The sequence below is a fragment of the Fructilactobacillus sp. X7R7C1 genome (assembly GCF_059901065.1).
Genome location: NZ_JBWXVF010000002.1, coordinates 254,385 through 268,868, shown reverse-complemented (window position 1 = coordinate 268,868; position 14,484 = coordinate 254,385). Strand labels below are relative to the sequence as shown.

At 36.7% G+C, this 14,484-nt stretch carries 18 protein-coding genes; 15 read left to right on the top strand and 3 right to left on the bottom strand.

Annotation, left to right across the window (positions count from 1 at the left end):
• The first annotated feature begins 7 nt into the window (after window positions 1-7).
• Entirely contained in the window at window positions 8-1,192 is a 1,185-nt protein-coding gene (locus AC6UDC_RS04305; RefSeq protein ID WP_500699432.1) for a hydroxymethylglutaryl-CoA synthase, read from the top strand.
• 12 nt (window positions 1,193-1,204) lie between these two features.
• Here AC6UDC_RS04305 and lexA read toward each other — a convergent pair whose 3' ends face one another.
• Window positions 1,205-1,840 (bottom strand): transcriptional repressor LexA, encoded by a 636-nt coding sequence (gene lexA, locus AC6UDC_RS04300; protein ID WP_500695572.1) that lies wholly within the window; start codon window positions 1,838-1,840, stop codon window positions 1,205-1,207.
• Window positions 1,841-1,987: 147 nt separating this feature from the next.
• Here lexA and AC6UDC_RS04295 point away from each other — a divergent pair, with 147 nt between their 5' ends.
• Together AC6UDC_RS04295 and AC6UDC_RS04290 are read left to right on the top strand one after the other, a co-directional pair.
• Complete coding sequence (locus AC6UDC_RS04295; protein ID WP_500707061.1) at window positions 1,988-2,239, top strand: DUF896 domain-containing protein; 252 nt, start codon at window positions 1,988-1,990, stop codon at window positions 2,237-2,239.
• A 69-nt stretch (window positions 2,240-2,308) separates the two neighbouring features.
• On the top strand, window positions 2,309-2,527 hold the full coding sequence (locus tag AC6UDC_RS04290) for a YneF family protein (protein ID WP_500693858.1): 219 nt from the start codon (window positions 2,309-2,311) through the stop codon (window positions 2,525-2,527).
• Window positions 2,528-2,539: 12 nt separating this feature from the next.
• On the opposite strand, the gene AC6UDC_RS04285 is transcribed toward AC6UDC_RS04290, so the two are convergent.
• Window positions 2,540-3,184: a lysophospholipid acyltransferase family protein gene (locus tag AC6UDC_RS04285; protein ID WP_500693857.1), complete on the bottom strand. Its 645-nt coding sequence runs from the start codon at window positions 3,182-3,184 to the stop codon at window positions 2,540-2,542.
• A 96-nt stretch (window positions 3,185-3,280) separates the two neighbouring features.
• On the opposite strand from AC6UDC_RS04285, the gene AC6UDC_RS04280 reads away from it, so the two are divergent.
• Genes AC6UDC_RS04280 through AC6UDC_RS04270 form a run of 3 tightly spaced genes read left to right on the top strand, consistent with a single transcriptional unit; the run spans window position 3,281 to window position 5,340 of the window.
• Window positions 3,281-4,021, top strand: coding sequence for a tRNA1(Val) (adenine(37)-N6)-methyltransferase (locus AC6UDC_RS04280; RefSeq protein WP_500696625.1), 741 nt, complete (start codon window positions 3,281-3,283; stop codon window positions 4,019-4,021).
• The gene (locus tag AC6UDC_RS04275; protein WP_500693855.1) at window positions 4,011-4,292 is read left to right on the top strand and encodes a GIY-YIG nuclease family protein; all 282 of its coding nucleotides are present in this window, start codon (window positions 4,011-4,013) and stop codon (window positions 4,290-4,292) included. The genes AC6UDC_RS04280 and AC6UDC_RS04275 overlap by 11 nt, the downstream gene beginning before the upstream one ends.
• 46 nt (window positions 4,293-4,338) lie before the next feature.
• On the top strand, window positions 4,339-5,340 hold the full coding sequence (locus AC6UDC_RS04270; RefSeq protein WP_500693854.1) for a D-2-hydroxyacid dehydrogenase: 1,002 nt from the start codon (window positions 4,339-4,341) through the stop codon (window positions 5,338-5,340).
• A gap of 41 nt (window positions 5,341-5,381) precedes the next feature.
• Here AC6UDC_RS04270 and AC6UDC_RS04265 read toward each other — a convergent pair whose 3' ends face one another.
• Window positions 5,382-6,080, bottom strand: coding sequence for an HAD family hydrolase (locus AC6UDC_RS04265; protein ID WP_500696626.1), 699 nt, complete (start codon window positions 6,078-6,080; stop codon window positions 5,382-5,384).
• Window positions 6,081-6,300: 220 nt separating this feature from the next.
• Here AC6UDC_RS04265 and rpsB point away from each other — a divergent pair, with 220 nt between their 5' ends.
• The 9 genes from rpsB (at window position 6,301) to AC6UDC_RS04220 (ending at window position 14,478) form a co-directional block, all read left to right on the top strand.
• Entirely contained in the window at window positions 6,301-7,056 is a 756-nt protein-coding gene (rpsB, locus tag AC6UDC_RS04260; RefSeq protein ID WP_500693852.1) for a 30S ribosomal protein S2, read from the top strand.
• A gap of 80 nt (window positions 7,057-7,136) precedes the next feature.
• Entirely contained in the window at window positions 7,137-8,018 is an 882-nt protein-coding gene (tsf, locus tag AC6UDC_RS04255; RefSeq protein ID WP_500693962.1) for a translation elongation factor Ts, read from the top strand.
• A gap of 127 nt (window positions 8,019-8,145) precedes the next feature.
• Window positions 8,146-8,868: a UMP kinase gene (gene pyrH / locus AC6UDC_RS04250; RefSeq protein WP_500695573.1), complete on the top strand. Its 723-nt coding sequence runs from the start codon at window positions 8,146-8,148 to the stop codon at window positions 8,866-8,868.
• 1 nt (window position 8,869) lies between these two features.
• Window positions 8,870-9,433, top strand: coding sequence for a ribosome recycling factor (frr, locus tag AC6UDC_RS04245; RefSeq protein ID WP_500693850.1), 564 nt, complete (start codon window positions 8,870-8,872; stop codon window positions 9,431-9,433).
• Window positions 9,434-9,453: 20 nt separating this feature from the next.
• Window positions 9,454-9,867, top strand: a complete 414-nt coding sequence (locus tag AC6UDC_RS04240; RefSeq protein WP_500711068.1) for a hypothetical protein — start codon at window positions 9,454-9,456, stop codon at window positions 9,865-9,867.
• A gap of 53 nt (window positions 9,868-9,920) precedes the next feature.
• Entirely contained in the window at window positions 9,921-10,658 is a 738-nt protein-coding gene (gene uppS / locus AC6UDC_RS04235; RefSeq protein WP_500693848.1) for an undecaprenyl pyrophosphate synthase, read from the top strand.
• A 10-nt stretch (window positions 10,659-10,668) separates the two neighbouring features.
• Complete coding sequence (locus tag AC6UDC_RS04230) at window positions 10,669-11,457, top strand: phosphatidate cytidylyltransferase (protein WP_500693847.1); 789 nt, start codon at window positions 10,669-10,671, stop codon at window positions 11,455-11,457.
• Window positions 11,458-11,481: 24 nt separating this feature from the next.
• Window positions 11,482-12,753 (top strand): RIP metalloprotease RseP, encoded by a 1,272-nt coding sequence (gene rseP, locus AC6UDC_RS04225; RefSeq protein ID WP_500707063.1) that lies wholly within the window; start codon window positions 11,482-11,484, stop codon window positions 12,751-12,753.
• An 18-nt stretch (window positions 12,754-12,771) separates the two neighbouring features.
• Entirely contained in the window at window positions 12,772-14,478 is a 1,707-nt protein-coding gene (locus AC6UDC_RS04220; RefSeq protein ID WP_500721483.1) for a proline--tRNA ligase, read from the top strand.
• Window positions 14,479-14,484: the final 6 nt, after the last annotated feature.

The following is a 14,484-nucleotide window of genomic DNA, read 5'->3' as shown; positions in this document are numbered from 1 at the left end:
GGTATTAGTGAAAGTTGGAATTGATAAAATTGGCTTTTATACCCCAACTTATTTTATTGATATGGTGGATTTAGCCAAAGCGCGTGATGAAGATCCAAACAAGTATTTAATTGGGATCGGACAAACTCAACAAGCTGTCATTCCCTCCACCCAAGATTCTGTTACGTTGGCAGCCAATGCTTCGGACCAAATTGTAAGTCAAGAAAATCGAGATAAGATTGATTTAATTATTTTTGGGTCAGAAAGTGGAATTGATAACTCTAAGTCTGGGGCAATTTATGTTCAAAATCTGTTAAAACTGAGTTCACACGCACGAGCATTTGAAATTAAACAAGCCTGCTATGGAGCGACTGCGGGATTACAGATGGCTAAAGACTATGTTCATTTGCATCCTGATAAGCAAGCTTTAGTGATTGGTTCTGATATTGCTAGATACGGGGTTCAAACTGCTGGCGAAGTTACACAAGGTGGTGGAGCGGTTGCCATGACGGTGTCGAATAATCCACGTATTATGACTTTAAGCGATGATAGTAGTGTTTATTCTCAAGACATTATGGATTTTTGGCGGCCAATCGGAAAGACTGAGGCGGTTGTGGATGGACACTACTCCAACGATATTTATGAAAAATTTTTTAATGAAACGGTTCATGATTATTTAAAAAAACATGATCTTACTTTTAATGATTTAAAGGCGATCGTTTTTCACTTGCCATACACTAAGATGGGGTTAAAAGCATTACGCCAAGTCCTTCCTGAAGTTTCAGTTAAGGAACAGGAAAAATTGTTAAGAGAATTTGAAGCTAGTCGGGTTTACAGTAAACGAGTTGGCAATTTGTATACCGGGTCACTATATTTGAGTCTTCTTTCACTTCTGGATAATTCTTCAGATTTAAGGGTAGGAGACCAAATTGGTGTGTTTAGTTATGGTTCTGGGGCTCAAGGAGAGTTTTATACCGGAATGCTACAAGATCACTTTAGGGATCAAAATCGGAGACAGTTAATGAATAATCTGTTAGACAGTCGAAAGAAATTATCAATTGAAGAGTATGAACAAATATTCAATGGTTTGCCTAGTCTTTTGGATGATAATTATGAATTGGATCTAAGTAATGATCCTGCTAAATTTGTCTTTTCTGGTGTTAAAGAAGGTAAACGTCAGTATTTAAATCAAGAAAAAAACCATTCACTTTGAAGTGAATGGTTTTTATTTAATGCCGATTCGATATAAACCGACAACTTTACCTAAGATGACTACGTTTTTTAAAATAATTGGTGCCATGTCATCATTTTCGGGTTGGAGTCTGAAATGGTCACTTTCTTTAAAGAATCGTTTGCAGGTGGCTTCGTTTTCGTCGTTCATGGCGATAACAATATCACCATTTTCAGCGGTATTTTGGCGTTTTACAATTACCTGATCACCGTCTAAAATTCCGATATTGATCATACTTGTACCACTAATGGTAAGCATGAAGAGTGAATCAGAACTTCGTTGGAGTGCGGTTGGAATCGGGAAATAATCAGTTGCGTCTTGAACCGCAAGAATTGGTTCTCCGGCAGCAACGGTTCCAAGTAAAGGCATCTCGTCCGGCTTTGATTCTTGAGAAACACCAAGATAGTTCATTCCATCAGAAGTAACTTCAAGGGCGCGCGGCTTAGTTGGATCCTTGATGATATAGCCCTTCTTTTCCAAACGAGCGAGATGACCATGGACCGTTGAAGTTGACGATAATCCAACGTGTTCTCCGATTTCTCGAACGGTTGGTGGGTATCCTTGATCACGAACTTGTTTCCAAATGTATTCGAGAATATCATGTTGTTTTGTTTGTGATGCTTGCGACATAAGGCACCTCTGTGCTTTCTAATTGGTTTTTAGCTAAAATAAGAATACCACAAAAACGGAATTTTGCAAACGTTTGTTCGTGTACAAATCCTTGTTTTCACGCTTTATTTCGTGATATTATGATATCAGATGAAGGGAGAGGTTAACATGGCTGAAGATAAAGAATTAGAAAAACTCATTCCAAGAATTAACGAATTATCTAAAAAATCAAAAAACGAAGGTTTATCTGAAGACGAAAAAGAAGAACAGAAGAAGTTACGAAAAGAGTACTTAGATCGTTTCAAGGCTAATTTTAAAAGTCAGATTGAAATGACTAAGGTCTATGATAAAAAAGGGAACGAAATTACTTCAGACAAAGTCAAGGAATCTCAGCGAAAGAAAAATTTGCGAGACGATTGATTCCAATCTTTTCAAAACCTTGCTAATTGTGTAAAATAATAATAAAAGGCTTGAAGGGAGGTCAATGATTTGTCTACATGGATCTGGATTTTAATAGTGATTTTGGCTTTACTAGCTGGTGCACTAATTGGCTTCTTCGGTGCTCGTAAGTACATGGAAAAGTATTTGAAGGATAATCCACCAATCAACCAGGAACAACTTAAAGCGATGATGCTTCAGATGGGACAAAAGCCATCACAAAAGAAACTTAACCAAATGATGAACGCAATGAAACATCATCAAAATTAAAAAAACGTCGAATTACTTCGACGTTTTTTTATTATGCGGTTTTGATTCATCAATGTACACGTAGTTGGGATTAATTTCATCATCGAGCTTGTCAAAGGCGGCTTGCATTTGATTTTCAATTAATTTTTGATTCTTATCATCCAATCTTTCTTTTTTGTTGATATAAATTGGATCACCAAAGTTAATTGAAACTTTCTGGCGTTTGAAAACTTCTTTGAGGGTCAATGGCCCCTGATAAACAACTGGTACCAGGGGCACTCCAGCTAGTTGGGCAATCAGTGCTGCACCGCCCTTGAGTTTTTTGGAATGCCTCGTACCAGACGGGAACATCATGAGTGATAGATTGGTTTTTCTCAGTGTTCTAACTGGAATTTTAATTGCTGAAATTCCTGGATTTGAACGATCAACCGAAAATACGTTGACGTGCCGCAAAAACCATCCCAGCATTGGATTTTTGAATAGTTCTTTTTTAGCCATGAAACACAACTGTTTAGGGCGAATTACCGTTGCAATTAGAATCATATCAAACCAACTCCGGTGGGGAGCAATTAACACGTAATTTCCGTCTGGGATACGATTCTTGTGCATCACATTCATTGGTCCATTTATAATTCTTAAAATGAATTGGCCAACTGTAAATAAAAACGAGTACCACAAAAGATTTTAAGCTCCTTTTTTTAAGATGTATAATTTAATAGTATATTATTAACGGTAAAAGTGACAAGTTAAATTTAAAAAATGGTGGTGAACTAGGTGAACTTGATTGGTGATGAACGAATTGACCAACTCTACAGTCAGGACATTAAAGTCATTCAAAGTCCAAGTGTGTTTTCATTTTCTTTGGATGCCGTAATGCTTGCTAATTTTGCTCAGCCTAAGATCAGTAAGAATAGTCTTTTGGTTGATTTATGTGCTGGTAATGGTGCCGTTGGTTTGTTTTTAAGCAAAAAAACACATGGTAAGATTGCCGAAGTCGAGATTCAATCACGTCTAAGTGATATGGCAACTAGGAGTGTTCAACTGAACGGCTTAGAGGATCAGATATCCGTTTATAATGATGATTTAGCTAATGCTACCACAATTTTTGGCAAAGATGAGGTTGATACTATTACGGTTAACCCTCCGTATTTTTCAAATCTTCCGACTAGTAAAAAAAATCCGAATGAATATTTAGCGATTGCAAGACACGAAGTAAAAACTAATTTGAAAAGCGTTATTAAAACTAGTAGTGAGCTTTTAAAAACTGGTGGGAAACTTTACATGGTTTATCGTCCTGATCGCCTACATGAATTAATGAACTTAATGACTAACTTTCGACTAGCAATGAAGCAAATTCAATTTATTTACCCTAAAGAGGGAAAGAATTCTAACATGATTTTGGTATCTGCAATTAAAGATGGAAAAAATGCTGGTTTAAAAGTCGATTACCCGATTACGGTTTATGACCATGGTAGTTATTCAAAAGAGGTTAAAAAGATGTTGTATGGAAAGTAAAAGTTACTATATGTATGTCTTACTTTGTTGTGACGGGACGTTTTACGGTGGGTTTACCGATGACGTTTATCGTAGATTAGCGGTTCATCAAGCTGGGAAAGGGGCCAAATATACTAAAACTAGGCGACCTTTAAAGCTACTGTACTACGAAAAATTTAATGATAAAAGGAGTGCCATGAAAGCAGAATACGCTTTTAAGCATCAAACTCGGAGAAAAAAAGAATTTTTTCTAATTAGCCATGGAATTGACTCGACTCTTTGGGGTAATTAGTGGTTGGGTGTTATAATTATGGTGAAAAGAAAAGGGGGACTAAGTTATGAAAATCATTGCATATGGAATTAGAGACGATGAACGACCATACTTAGAACAATGGGATAAAGCTCATCCAGACATTGAAGTAAAAGCAGAATCAAAATTATTGGATAATGACACTGTCGACGAAGCAAAGGGATTTGATGGTGTGGTTGCATACCAGCAAAAGCCTTATACTGCTGATATTTTAGACAAATTAGCTAGTTTTGGCATTAAATCACTTTCACTTCGAAACGTCGGGGTGGATAATGTTGATGCCGACGCTGTTAAACGTGATGGCATTAATGTCACTAACGTTCCAGCTTATTCACCAGCTGCTATTGCTGAATTAGCGGTTACAGAAATGATGCGGTTACTTCGTCATACTAAAAAGTTTGAAGATAAGGAACGCCATGGTAACATGACCTGGGCTCCAGATATTGCTGACGAAATGAACAAACAAACCGTTGGTGTCTATGCTACTGGAAGAATCGGACGCCAAGTTGTTAAAATCCTTCAAGGTTTTGGTGCCAAAGTGATTGCTTATGACCCTTATCCAAACCCTGAGCTCAAAAAAGAGGGAATTTACGTTGATACCCCTGAAGAATTGTATGCAAATTCTGATATTATAACGCTTCATGCCCCAGCATTAAAAGAAAATGATCATATGATTAATGATGATTCAATTGCGCAAATGAAAGATGGAATCAAAATTATCAATGCTGCCCGTGGAAGTTTGATTGATACTGATGCTTTGATTCGTGGCCTTGACAGTGGCAAGATCTCAGGAGCTGCTCTTGATGTGTACGAAAACGAAGTGGGTATTTTCAATGTTGATTTTGGAAGTTTTGATAAGATCCCAGATGACAGACTGAAGAACTTGATGAAACGGGATAATGTTTTAATCACTCCACACATTGCATTTTACACGAAGCCTGCGGTTAAGAACATGGTTCAAATTGCACTCGATTCAAACGTTCAATTGATTAAAAACGGTAAGTCCGATAACTCAGTTGAAGTTAAATAGGAAATCAAAATAAAAAGCGCACTTCATATGAAGTGCGCTTTTTATTTTGATAGAGCCTTTAAAAGTTCACAAAGTTCAGTTTGAGAAGTTACTGTTTGGTCAGGAACGAAGTTTGTTTCTGGAACAGACCTTTTGCGGTGATTGAACCAAAAGGCATGCCAACCAGCTCGCTTGGCTGAAATGATGTCACCAGTAAATGAATCGCCAATGTAAGCTACTTCGGATGGTCTTACATCTAATCTATGATTCATAACGGTAAAAATTTTAGGATCCGGTTTTAACATGCCAACTGACTCTGAAGCAATGATGTAATTAGGATCAATGTAATCATCTAATCCAAGGATCTTTAGTTCGTTATTTAAGAATTGACTGGATCCGTTAGCAATAATTCCAATTTTTAAATCATTTGACAACATTTGGATTGTCTTTAAAAGATCGTGATAAGATGAAATTTCTTTAATACAAGTTAGATAGTTTTTCTTAAAATGTTTAATTTCTTCTTTATCCGGATCAAGATCGTTAACACCATTTTTGATGTTTTGATAAACTAGTTCATTTTGCTTGTAAGTTCCAGACATTATATTGGAATAAACTAAGGGACTTTGAATTTGAAAATTTTTAAATGAAGTAGCTGAGTCAATAATTGGATGATTAGGGAACGTCTTAAAAAAGGCCTCTTCTGAAACCCGCTTTTGATCATACAATGTGTCGTCGACGTCAAATACGACAGCTTTTATCATTTAAACTCCTCCTCAGATACATAGAACCGTAACACATTTTTAATATTATACGCAAGATTTGATTAAATCTCAAAATATTATTGTTATTTACGTTGATATTTTGTATACTAATCCTTGGTGTTAATTACCAATACACACCTAGAAGGTTTTGTAAGGCGGTGCTCATTTGAGTTCCTTGCATAATTCTAGGGAGGAAAAAACTTTTATATGGAGGCTAATTATGGCTGTAGTTACAATGAAACAATTACTTGAGGCTGGTGTTCATTTCGGTCACCAAACTCGTCGTTGGAATCCTAAGATGAAGAAATACATTTTTACTGAACGTAATGGTATTTATATCATCGATTTACAAAAGACGGTTAAGTGCATTGACCGTGCTTACAACTTTATGAAGGATGAAGCAGCAAATGATGCTGTAATTCTTTTTGTTGGTACTAAGAAACAAGCTCAAGATTCAATTGAAGAAGAAGCAAAACGTGCTGGTGTTTACTACGTTAACCATCGTTGGTTAGGTGGTACTCTTACCAACTGGAACACGATTCAAAAACGAATTAAGTACTTGAAGAAACTTAAAAAGATGGCTCAAGATGGTACTTTTGAACGTTTACCAAAGAAGGAAGTTGCTTTGCTTAAGAAGCAAACCGACAAACTTGAAAGATTCTTAGGCGGTATCGAAGATATGCCTAAGATTCCGGATGTAATGTTCATCGTTGATCCACATAAGGAACAAATTGCTTTGCATGAAGCTCAAAAGCTTAATATTCCGGTTGTAGCAATGGTAGATACTAATACTGATCCTGATGGAATTGATTATGTTATTCCTTCTAATGATGATGCAATTCGTGCCATCAGATTGATTACTTCAACAATGGCTGATGCTATTATTGAGGGTAAACAGGGTGAAGATGAAGTTAGCGAAAAAGATTTTGATAAAAATGCTGACCAAAAAGATGAAAAATCCGAAGAAACTAAATAATTAAAGTGATAGGCTGACTTTTGTTTAGACCCTTTTGGCCTAATTTAAGTCAGTTTTTTATTAAAACAAAGGAGATCACAATTATGGCAAAAGTAACTGCTAAACAAGTTAAAGAGTTACGTGACAAGACTAGTGCTGGTATGATGGATGCTAAGAAGGCTTTAGTTGCCGCCGATGGTGATGAAAAGAAAGCCATTGATATTCTTAGAGAAAATGGGGTTGCAAAGGCTGAAAAGAAGAGTGGAAAGGTGGCTGCCAGTGGCCTCACTCGAGTTGCTGTTCATGATAACAAGGCTGCGATCGTTGAAATTAACTCGCAAACGGACTTTGTTGCCAGCAATGATGACTTTAAGGATTTGATTGATGCTGTTGCTGATGCAATTGCTTTAAATCAGCCTAAAGATTTAGATGCAGCAATGAAACTTGAATTAAACGATGGAACCGTCGAAGATGCCATCATTAATACTACCCAAGTTACTGGTGAAAAAATCAAATTGCGTCGTTTCAAGACCTTTAATAAAAATGATGATGATAGTTTTGGCTTTTATCTTCATAATGGTGGAGAAATTGGTGCTTTGGTTGAACTTCAAGGTGGAGATGACAATACTGCTAAGGATGTTGCCATGCATGTTGCTGCTGAAAACCCAGAATTCTTAACTCAAGATGAAATTCCTTCAGATCGGTTGCAGCATGAACGTGAAGTTCTTAAAAAGGAAGCTCTAAGTGAGGGTAAACCTGAAAAGATCGTTGAAAAGATGGTTGATGGGCGTTTAAAGAAATTCTTAGCTCAAATTAGTTTAGCTGATCAACCTTTTGTTAAGGATCCTGATATGTCTGTTCAACAATATGTTGAATCAAATAATGGTAAACTAAAAGGCTTTGTTCGATATGAAGTTGGTGAAGGTATTGAACAAGATACTCAAAGTTTTGCTGATGAAGTTAAACAACAAATGAATCAATAATATTTCAGCAAAAAGTCAGTGTTAAATGCACTGGCTTTTTTGTTATACCTAACTTCAGGGCACTGTTGTTATACGTTAATATATGCTAAAATTATCGTAGTTAATTTATATTGTTGGAGGAAATCTGATGGCAGATTTAAAGTACAAACGGATCGTTTTAAAGTTAAGCGGTGAAGCTCTTGCTGGTGATAAAGGATTTGGAATTAATCCCCCCGTTATCAAGACGATTGCTGAAGAAATTAGAGATGTTTATAACTTAGGGATTCAAATTGCCATCGTTGTCGGTGGTGGAAACATGTGGCGTGGTGAAGCTGGTGAAGAAATGGGAATGGAAAGATCCCAAGCCGATTATATTGGGATGCTTTCGACCATTATGAACGGTTTAGCCTTACAGGATAACCTTGAATCAGTGGATGTTCCGACTAGGCTTCAAACATCGATTGAAATGAAGCAAATTGCAGAACCCTACATTCGGCGTAAAGCAGTTCGCCACTTAGAGAAGGGACGAATTGTGATTTTTTCTGGAGGTACTGGTAATCCGTACTTTTCAACTGATACTACGGCAGTCCTCCGTGCTGCTGAAATTGACGCTGATGCCATTTTAATGGCAAAAAACGGAGTTGACGGAATTTACTCAGCTGATCCTAAAACCGATCCCAATGCTAAAAAGTATGAGAAATTAACGCAAATGGATATCATTAACAAAGGCTTACATGTTATGGATACTACTGCAAGTTCACTTTCGATGGATAATAATATTCCGTTAGTGGTATTCAATTTAAATAAGCCTGGCAATATCAAGAAGGTTGTTCAAGGTGACAAAATTGGAACAATCGTGGAAGGAAAATAATATGCCTAGTTCAAATGAAATTATTGACACAACTAAGTCAAAAATGAAGAAAGCAGAGGAAGCCTTACAGCGGGAACTTGGAAACATCAGAGCTGGTAGTGCTAATGCTAGTTTATTAAGTCCGGTTAGAGTTAACTACTATGGGGCATCAACGCCATTAAATCAGGTAGCTTCAATCTCAATTCCAGAACCGCGTGTAATTTTAATTACACCTTATGATAAGAGTTCGTTAAAGGACATTGAGCATGGTATTTTAGAGGCTGACCTTGGAATTAATCCGATGAATGATGGTGACAATATTCGAATTGTGATCCCACAGTTGACAGAAGATCGTCGAAAAGAAATTGCGAAAAAAGTTAAAGCAACTGGTGAAGAAAGTAAAGTAGCAGTTAGAAATGTTCGTCGTGACGGCATGGACGCTGCCAAACGTGGTAACAAAGATGGTGATTTTACGGATGACGAGTCTCATAATTTGGAGGACAAAATTCAAAAAATCACTGATAAGTCAATTTCTGAAGTGGAAGACATTATTTCGAAAAAGGAAGACGAGATTCTTAATGGTTAATAAAATGGGGAGTTTTTCTAATGGCTGATGATAATGATAAGGAAAAAGAAGTAACACCGGGCACACCTGAGTTTGATCACATGGCATTTCGTTTGAAACAGCCAGTTAACGAAGGAAACCTGCGTGCATTGGACTATGATGGTAATCAATTACAGAAAATTCAAGATAATGTGTACGTGATGCCCGCTTATATTAATGATGACTTTAACTTATTTTTTGTAGTTTCTCCCTTGATCGAAAATGACTGGATTATTGCTTTCTCAAAAGCGACGATTGAGAATGGAAACGAGATTACAGATCTGTCAGAGCCAATCCCAACGGGTGAGGGATTGAATCAACTCGGGGAACAGAGCCCAGAAGACGCTAATAAGATTTTAAAGTATTTTAATACTTTGGTTGACGCAGGTCGTGGAGAATGGAAATTAGTAAAGTAAAAGGATGAGGATTCTCTCATCCTTTATTTATGTAAAAGTATTGAGGTACTCAAATGACTAACGAACTGGATATAAAAAACATTCCTAATCATATTGCAATAATTATGGATGGAAACGGGCGCTGGGCAAAAAAAAGACACTTACCTAGAATTGCTGGCCATAAGCGCGGAATGGAAGTAGTAAAAGATATTACTACCAAAGCAAGTAATCTTGGGGTTAAAGTATTAACGTTATACGCATTCTCTACTGAAAACTGGAAGCGACCCGCAAAGGAAGTTGGCTACTTGATGAGTTTGCCAGCTAAATTTTTTGATGATTTTGTTCCGAGCCTCATTAAACATAATGTTAAGGTTACGACAATTGGTGACATTTCTGGATTACCTAAAAGAACCCAAAAAGCAGTTTATGACGCAATTGATGATACTAAGGATTGTACCGGGATGGTTTTGAATTTTGCTTTAAATTACGGTAGTCGTGACGAGATTGTGCGTGGCGTTAAGGAAATTGCGCAAAATGTAAAAAGGGGTAATATAAATGTTGATGAAATTTCTGATCAGACAATTTCAGATCATTTGATGACCGCTTTTTTGGGTGAATATTCTGATCCTGATTTATTGATTCGAACTAGTGGTGAAGAACGGATTTCTAATTTTTTGTTATGGCAAATTGCGTACAGTGAATTAGAGTTTGTTGATCAGTACTGGCCTGATTTCACACCTGCCGATCTAGAAAAAACAATTATACAATTTCAACAGCGTCACCGTCGATTTGGTGGTTTGGACGCAAAATAGGAGATTTATTATGAAGCAGAGAATTATCACAGCGGTTATTGCTTTGATTATTTTTATACCGATTATCATTGCTGGTGGAATATGGATTGATTTAGCCGCTATCGTGTTAGGTTTGATTGCTCTAGCAGAAATTTTTATTATGAAAAAACGACTTTTAGTGTCTCCAGAGACACTAATTGCGTTTGTTGCGACAATTGCTATGATTATCCCGACAAACTGGTTATCATTTTTACCATTGTGGATTAAGCCTCCATTTGCAATTTACATTTTAATAATGTTATTGATGTTATTTACCGTATTTTCTAAAAATAAGTTCAATTTTGATGACGCTGGGGTCTTTACCTTGGCAATTTTGTACATTGGGTTTGGATTTCATTACTTTATTGAAGCCCGGACTGATGGATTAACAACCCTGTTGTACGCTCTGTTTATTGTGTGGTTAACTGATTCTGGTGCCTACTTTTTTGGAAGGGCATTTGGAAAGCACAAATTGGCACCTCATATTTCTCCTAATAAGACTTGGGAGGGATCGATTGGCGGTACAGCACTAGCAGCCATTTTGTGTACAATCTTTGTCTGCTTTTTCCCAATTGATGGGATTGGTACTGTAAGTATGTTCTTTATTACGATTGTTCTTTCCATTTTTGGTCAATTTGGTGATTTAGTTGAGTCAGCTTTAAAGCGTTATTATGGAGTTAAGGATTCCGGCAAGATTTTGCCAGGCCACGGTGGAATATTAGATCGATTCGATAGTTTATTATTTGTTCTACCACTACTACATTTATTTGGAATTGTGTAATATCTGGAAGGGACTGGGTCTTTATTGTTAATTACAATCATTAGTTTCATAATCATTTTTGGAATATTAGTTTTTGTTCATGAATTTGGTCATTTTATCGTGGCTAAAATGTCAGGAATCATGGTCCGTGAATTTTCGATTGGAATGGGTCCCAAGTTGTTTTACTATCGACATAATCACACGACTTATACACTACGATTACTGCCTATTGGTGGATATGTTCGAATGGCTGGAAGTAGTGATGATGAGGATGAAGAAATTCAGCCAGGGACTCCAGTTCGGCTTCAAACTAATAGCAAAGGTGTTGTTACTAGAATTGATTTGAGTAATAAAAGCCAACTGTTTCAAGGAATACCACTAGATGTGTCGGGATCCGATCTAGAAAGGGGTCTCTGGATTGAAGGATACGAAAATGGTGATGATTCTGAGAAAAAAAAGTTTTCTGTTGATCACGATGCTACTATTATTGAAAAAGATGGGATCGAGGTTCAAATCGCGCCGGTTGACGTTCAATTTCAGTCAGCACCTTTGTATAAACGACTTTTGGTAAATTGCGCGGGAATTTTTAACAACGTTGTCTTGGCAATTTTGGCATTTATGCTTTTGTCCTTCATGCAAGGTGGAGTTCCTAATAACTCAAACAAGGTTAACCTGTCGCCACAAGTTTCAATTGCGAAAAAAGCTGGTCTGCAAAATAATAGTAATATTTTGGCTGTTGATGGTCACAAAACCAACACGTGGAATGATATCGGCACGTTGATTCAGAAGCGCCCAGATAAAAAAGTAACTTTAACGGTTAAGCATGATGGAAAAGTTAAAAATATTTCAATGACGACTGAAGCCAAAACCATTCAGAAGCAAAAAGTTGGTATGATTGGAGTTCAGCAGGCGATGGACACTAGTTTTTCAGCTAAGTTGTTTTCTGGATTTACTCGAACCTGGGATATGACAACTGAATTGTTTGGTGTGTTGGGTTCAATGTTTACCCATTTTTCTTTAAATGACTTAGGTGGTCCAGTTGCCATTTTTGCGGAGACGTCTAACGCATCCAAGGGCGGTTTTTTAGGACTGTTGAGCTTTTTAGCATTTTTATCCATTAATTTAGCCATTGTAAATGTGTTACCAATTCCAGCCTTGGATGGTGGTAAAATATTATTAAATATTGTGGAAGCAATTAGAAGAAAACCAGTTTCGGAAAAAACGGAAACGATCATTACGCTCATTGGTTTTGCCATTCTGATAGTATTGATGGTACTGGTAACTTGGAATGATATTGAGCGATACTTTATTCGATAAAACTTTAGGGGTTATAAAATGAAACAGTCAAAATTATTGATACCAACTTTAAAACAAGATCCAGCGGGAGCTGAAGCTCTTAGTCATAAAATGCTAGTTCGATCTGGATTCGTTAGGCAGGTTTCGGCAGGTATGTATGCATATTTACCACTGGCATATCGCGTGCTTGAAAACATCAAAAAAATTGTTCGTGAAGAATTAGATAAAACCGATGCAGCAGAAATGTTGATGCCCACAGTTATTCCAGCTAAATTATGGAAAGATTCGGGTAGATATGACACTTATGGTCCCGAACTATTTAAATTTAAAAATCGACATGATACGGATTTTATTTTGGGTCCTACACATGAAGAAACTTTTACAGATCTAATTAAAAATAATATCAAATCATATAAAAAGCTTCCTTTAATTTTATATCAAATTCAACCTAAGTATCGTGATGAAGATCGGCCACGTTATGGATTGTTGCGTAGTCGAGAGTTTATTATGCTCGATGTCTATTCCTTTTCTGAAGATGATGATGATTTGGATAAGATTTATAAACAAATGGAAGCAGCGTTTCAGAGAATTTTTGACCGGATTGGGTTAAATTATCGGACCATCATTGGTGATTCTGGGTCAATGGGTGGCTCCGATTCAAAAGAATTTTCTGCTCCTGCTGCGGTTGGTGAAGATACGATTGTCTATTCGGATGATAGTGATTATGCTGCTAATCTGGAGATGGCGACGAATATGTTTGTTGATCAAAAGGGACATCAAGAATTAAATGATTTGGAATTAGTTGACACTCCAGATGTTAATAACATTAATCAAGTTAGTAAGTTCTTTGATGTTGAAAAAGATCAGATTATTAAAAGTTTACTTTATATCGTTGATGGTAAGCCAGTAATGATTTTGATTCGGGGAGACCAAAAAATTAATCCAACAAAGGTTAAGAATTATTTTGATGCTGATTCGGCAGAACTTGCTATCCCAACTGAGGTTTCTAAATACTTAGACGTTAAACCTGGATCGGTTGGACCAATTAATGTTCCAGATGACGTTTCTGTTTATGCTGATCAGTATGTTAAAGGTATTAGTAATGGTGTTACCGGGGCTAACAAAAACGGGAAGCATTATAAAAACGTTAATTATGACCGTGATTACCAAGTAAAAGACTTTGGGGATTTTCATTTAGTTAAAGAAGGAGACATTTCTCCTGATGGTAGCGGAGTATTGAAGTTTACCAAGGGAATTGAAATTGGTCATATTTTCAAATTGGGAACACGATATTCCAAAACATTGGGTGCTGATATTCTCGATCAGAATGGTCGTAATATCCCGGTTGTCATGGGCTCATATGGAATTGGTGTCAGTCGTTTGTTGTCGGCAATTTCAGAGCAGCAAGCTGATCAAAATGGATTAGTTTGGCCAAAAGAAATTGCTCCATATGATGTTCATGTTATCCCAACGAATGTTAAAAATGATGAGCAATTAGAGATGACATCTTCAATTGAAAAAGAATTGGAATCAAAAGGACTATCTGTTTTGGTTGATGATCGTAAGGAACGTGCCGGGGTTAAGTTTGCTGATTCTGATCTTATTGGAATTCCAATTCGGGTTACAATCGGCAAAAAGGCGGATGAAGGAATTGTAGAAGTTAAAATTCGTAAAACTGGCGAAACGATTGAGACTAAACAAGATGATTTAAGTAATACAATTGATATTTTGTCTAAAGAGATTTAAATTAAA

Bases quoted from the DNA above. Each gene is read 5' to 3' on its own strand.
- lexA (WP_500695572.1), bottom strand. From the start codon at position 1,840: ATGTCGCAAGCATCACAAACAAAACAACATGATATTCTCGAATACATT.
- AC6UDC_RS04295 (WP_500707061.1), top strand. From the start codon at position 1,988: ATGGCTGAAGATAAAGAATTAGAAAAACTCATTCCAAGAATTAACGAA.
- AC6UDC_RS04275 (WP_500693855.1), top strand. From the start codon at position 4,011: ATGGAAAGTAAAAGTTACTATATGTATGTCTTACTTTGTTGTGACGGG.
- AC6UDC_RS04270 (WP_500693854.1), top strand. From the start codon at position 4,339: ATGAAAATCATTGCATATGGAATTAGAGACGATGAACGACCATACTTA.
- AC6UDC_RS04265 (WP_500696626.1), bottom strand. From the start codon at position 6,080: ATGATAAAAGCTGTCGTATTTGACGTCGACGACACATTGTATGATCAA.
- rpsB (WP_500693852.1), top strand. From the start codon at position 6,301: ATGGCTGTAGTTACAATGAAACAATTACTTGAGGCTGGTGTTCATTTC.
- pyrH (WP_500695573.1), top strand. From the start codon at position 8,146: ATGGCAGATTTAAAGTACAAACGGATCGTTTTAAAGTTAAGCGGTGAA.
- frr (WP_500693850.1), top strand. From the start codon at position 8,870: ATGCCTAGTTCAAATGAAATTATTGACACAACTAAGTCAAAAATGAAG.
- AC6UDC_RS04240 (WP_500711068.1), top strand. From the start codon at position 9,454: ATGGCTGATGATAATGATAAGGAAAAAGAAGTAACACCGGGCACACCT.
- uppS (WP_500693848.1), top strand. From the start codon at position 9,921: ATGACTAACGAACTGGATATAAAAAACATTCCTAATCATATTGCAATA.
- AC6UDC_RS04230 (WP_500693847.1), top strand. From the start codon at position 10,669: ATGAAGCAGAGAATTATCACAGCGGTTATTGCTTTGATTATTTTTATA.
- AC6UDC_RS04220 (WP_500721483.1), top strand. From the start codon at position 12,772: ATGAAACAGTCAAAATTATTGATACCAACTTTAAAACAAGATCCAGCG.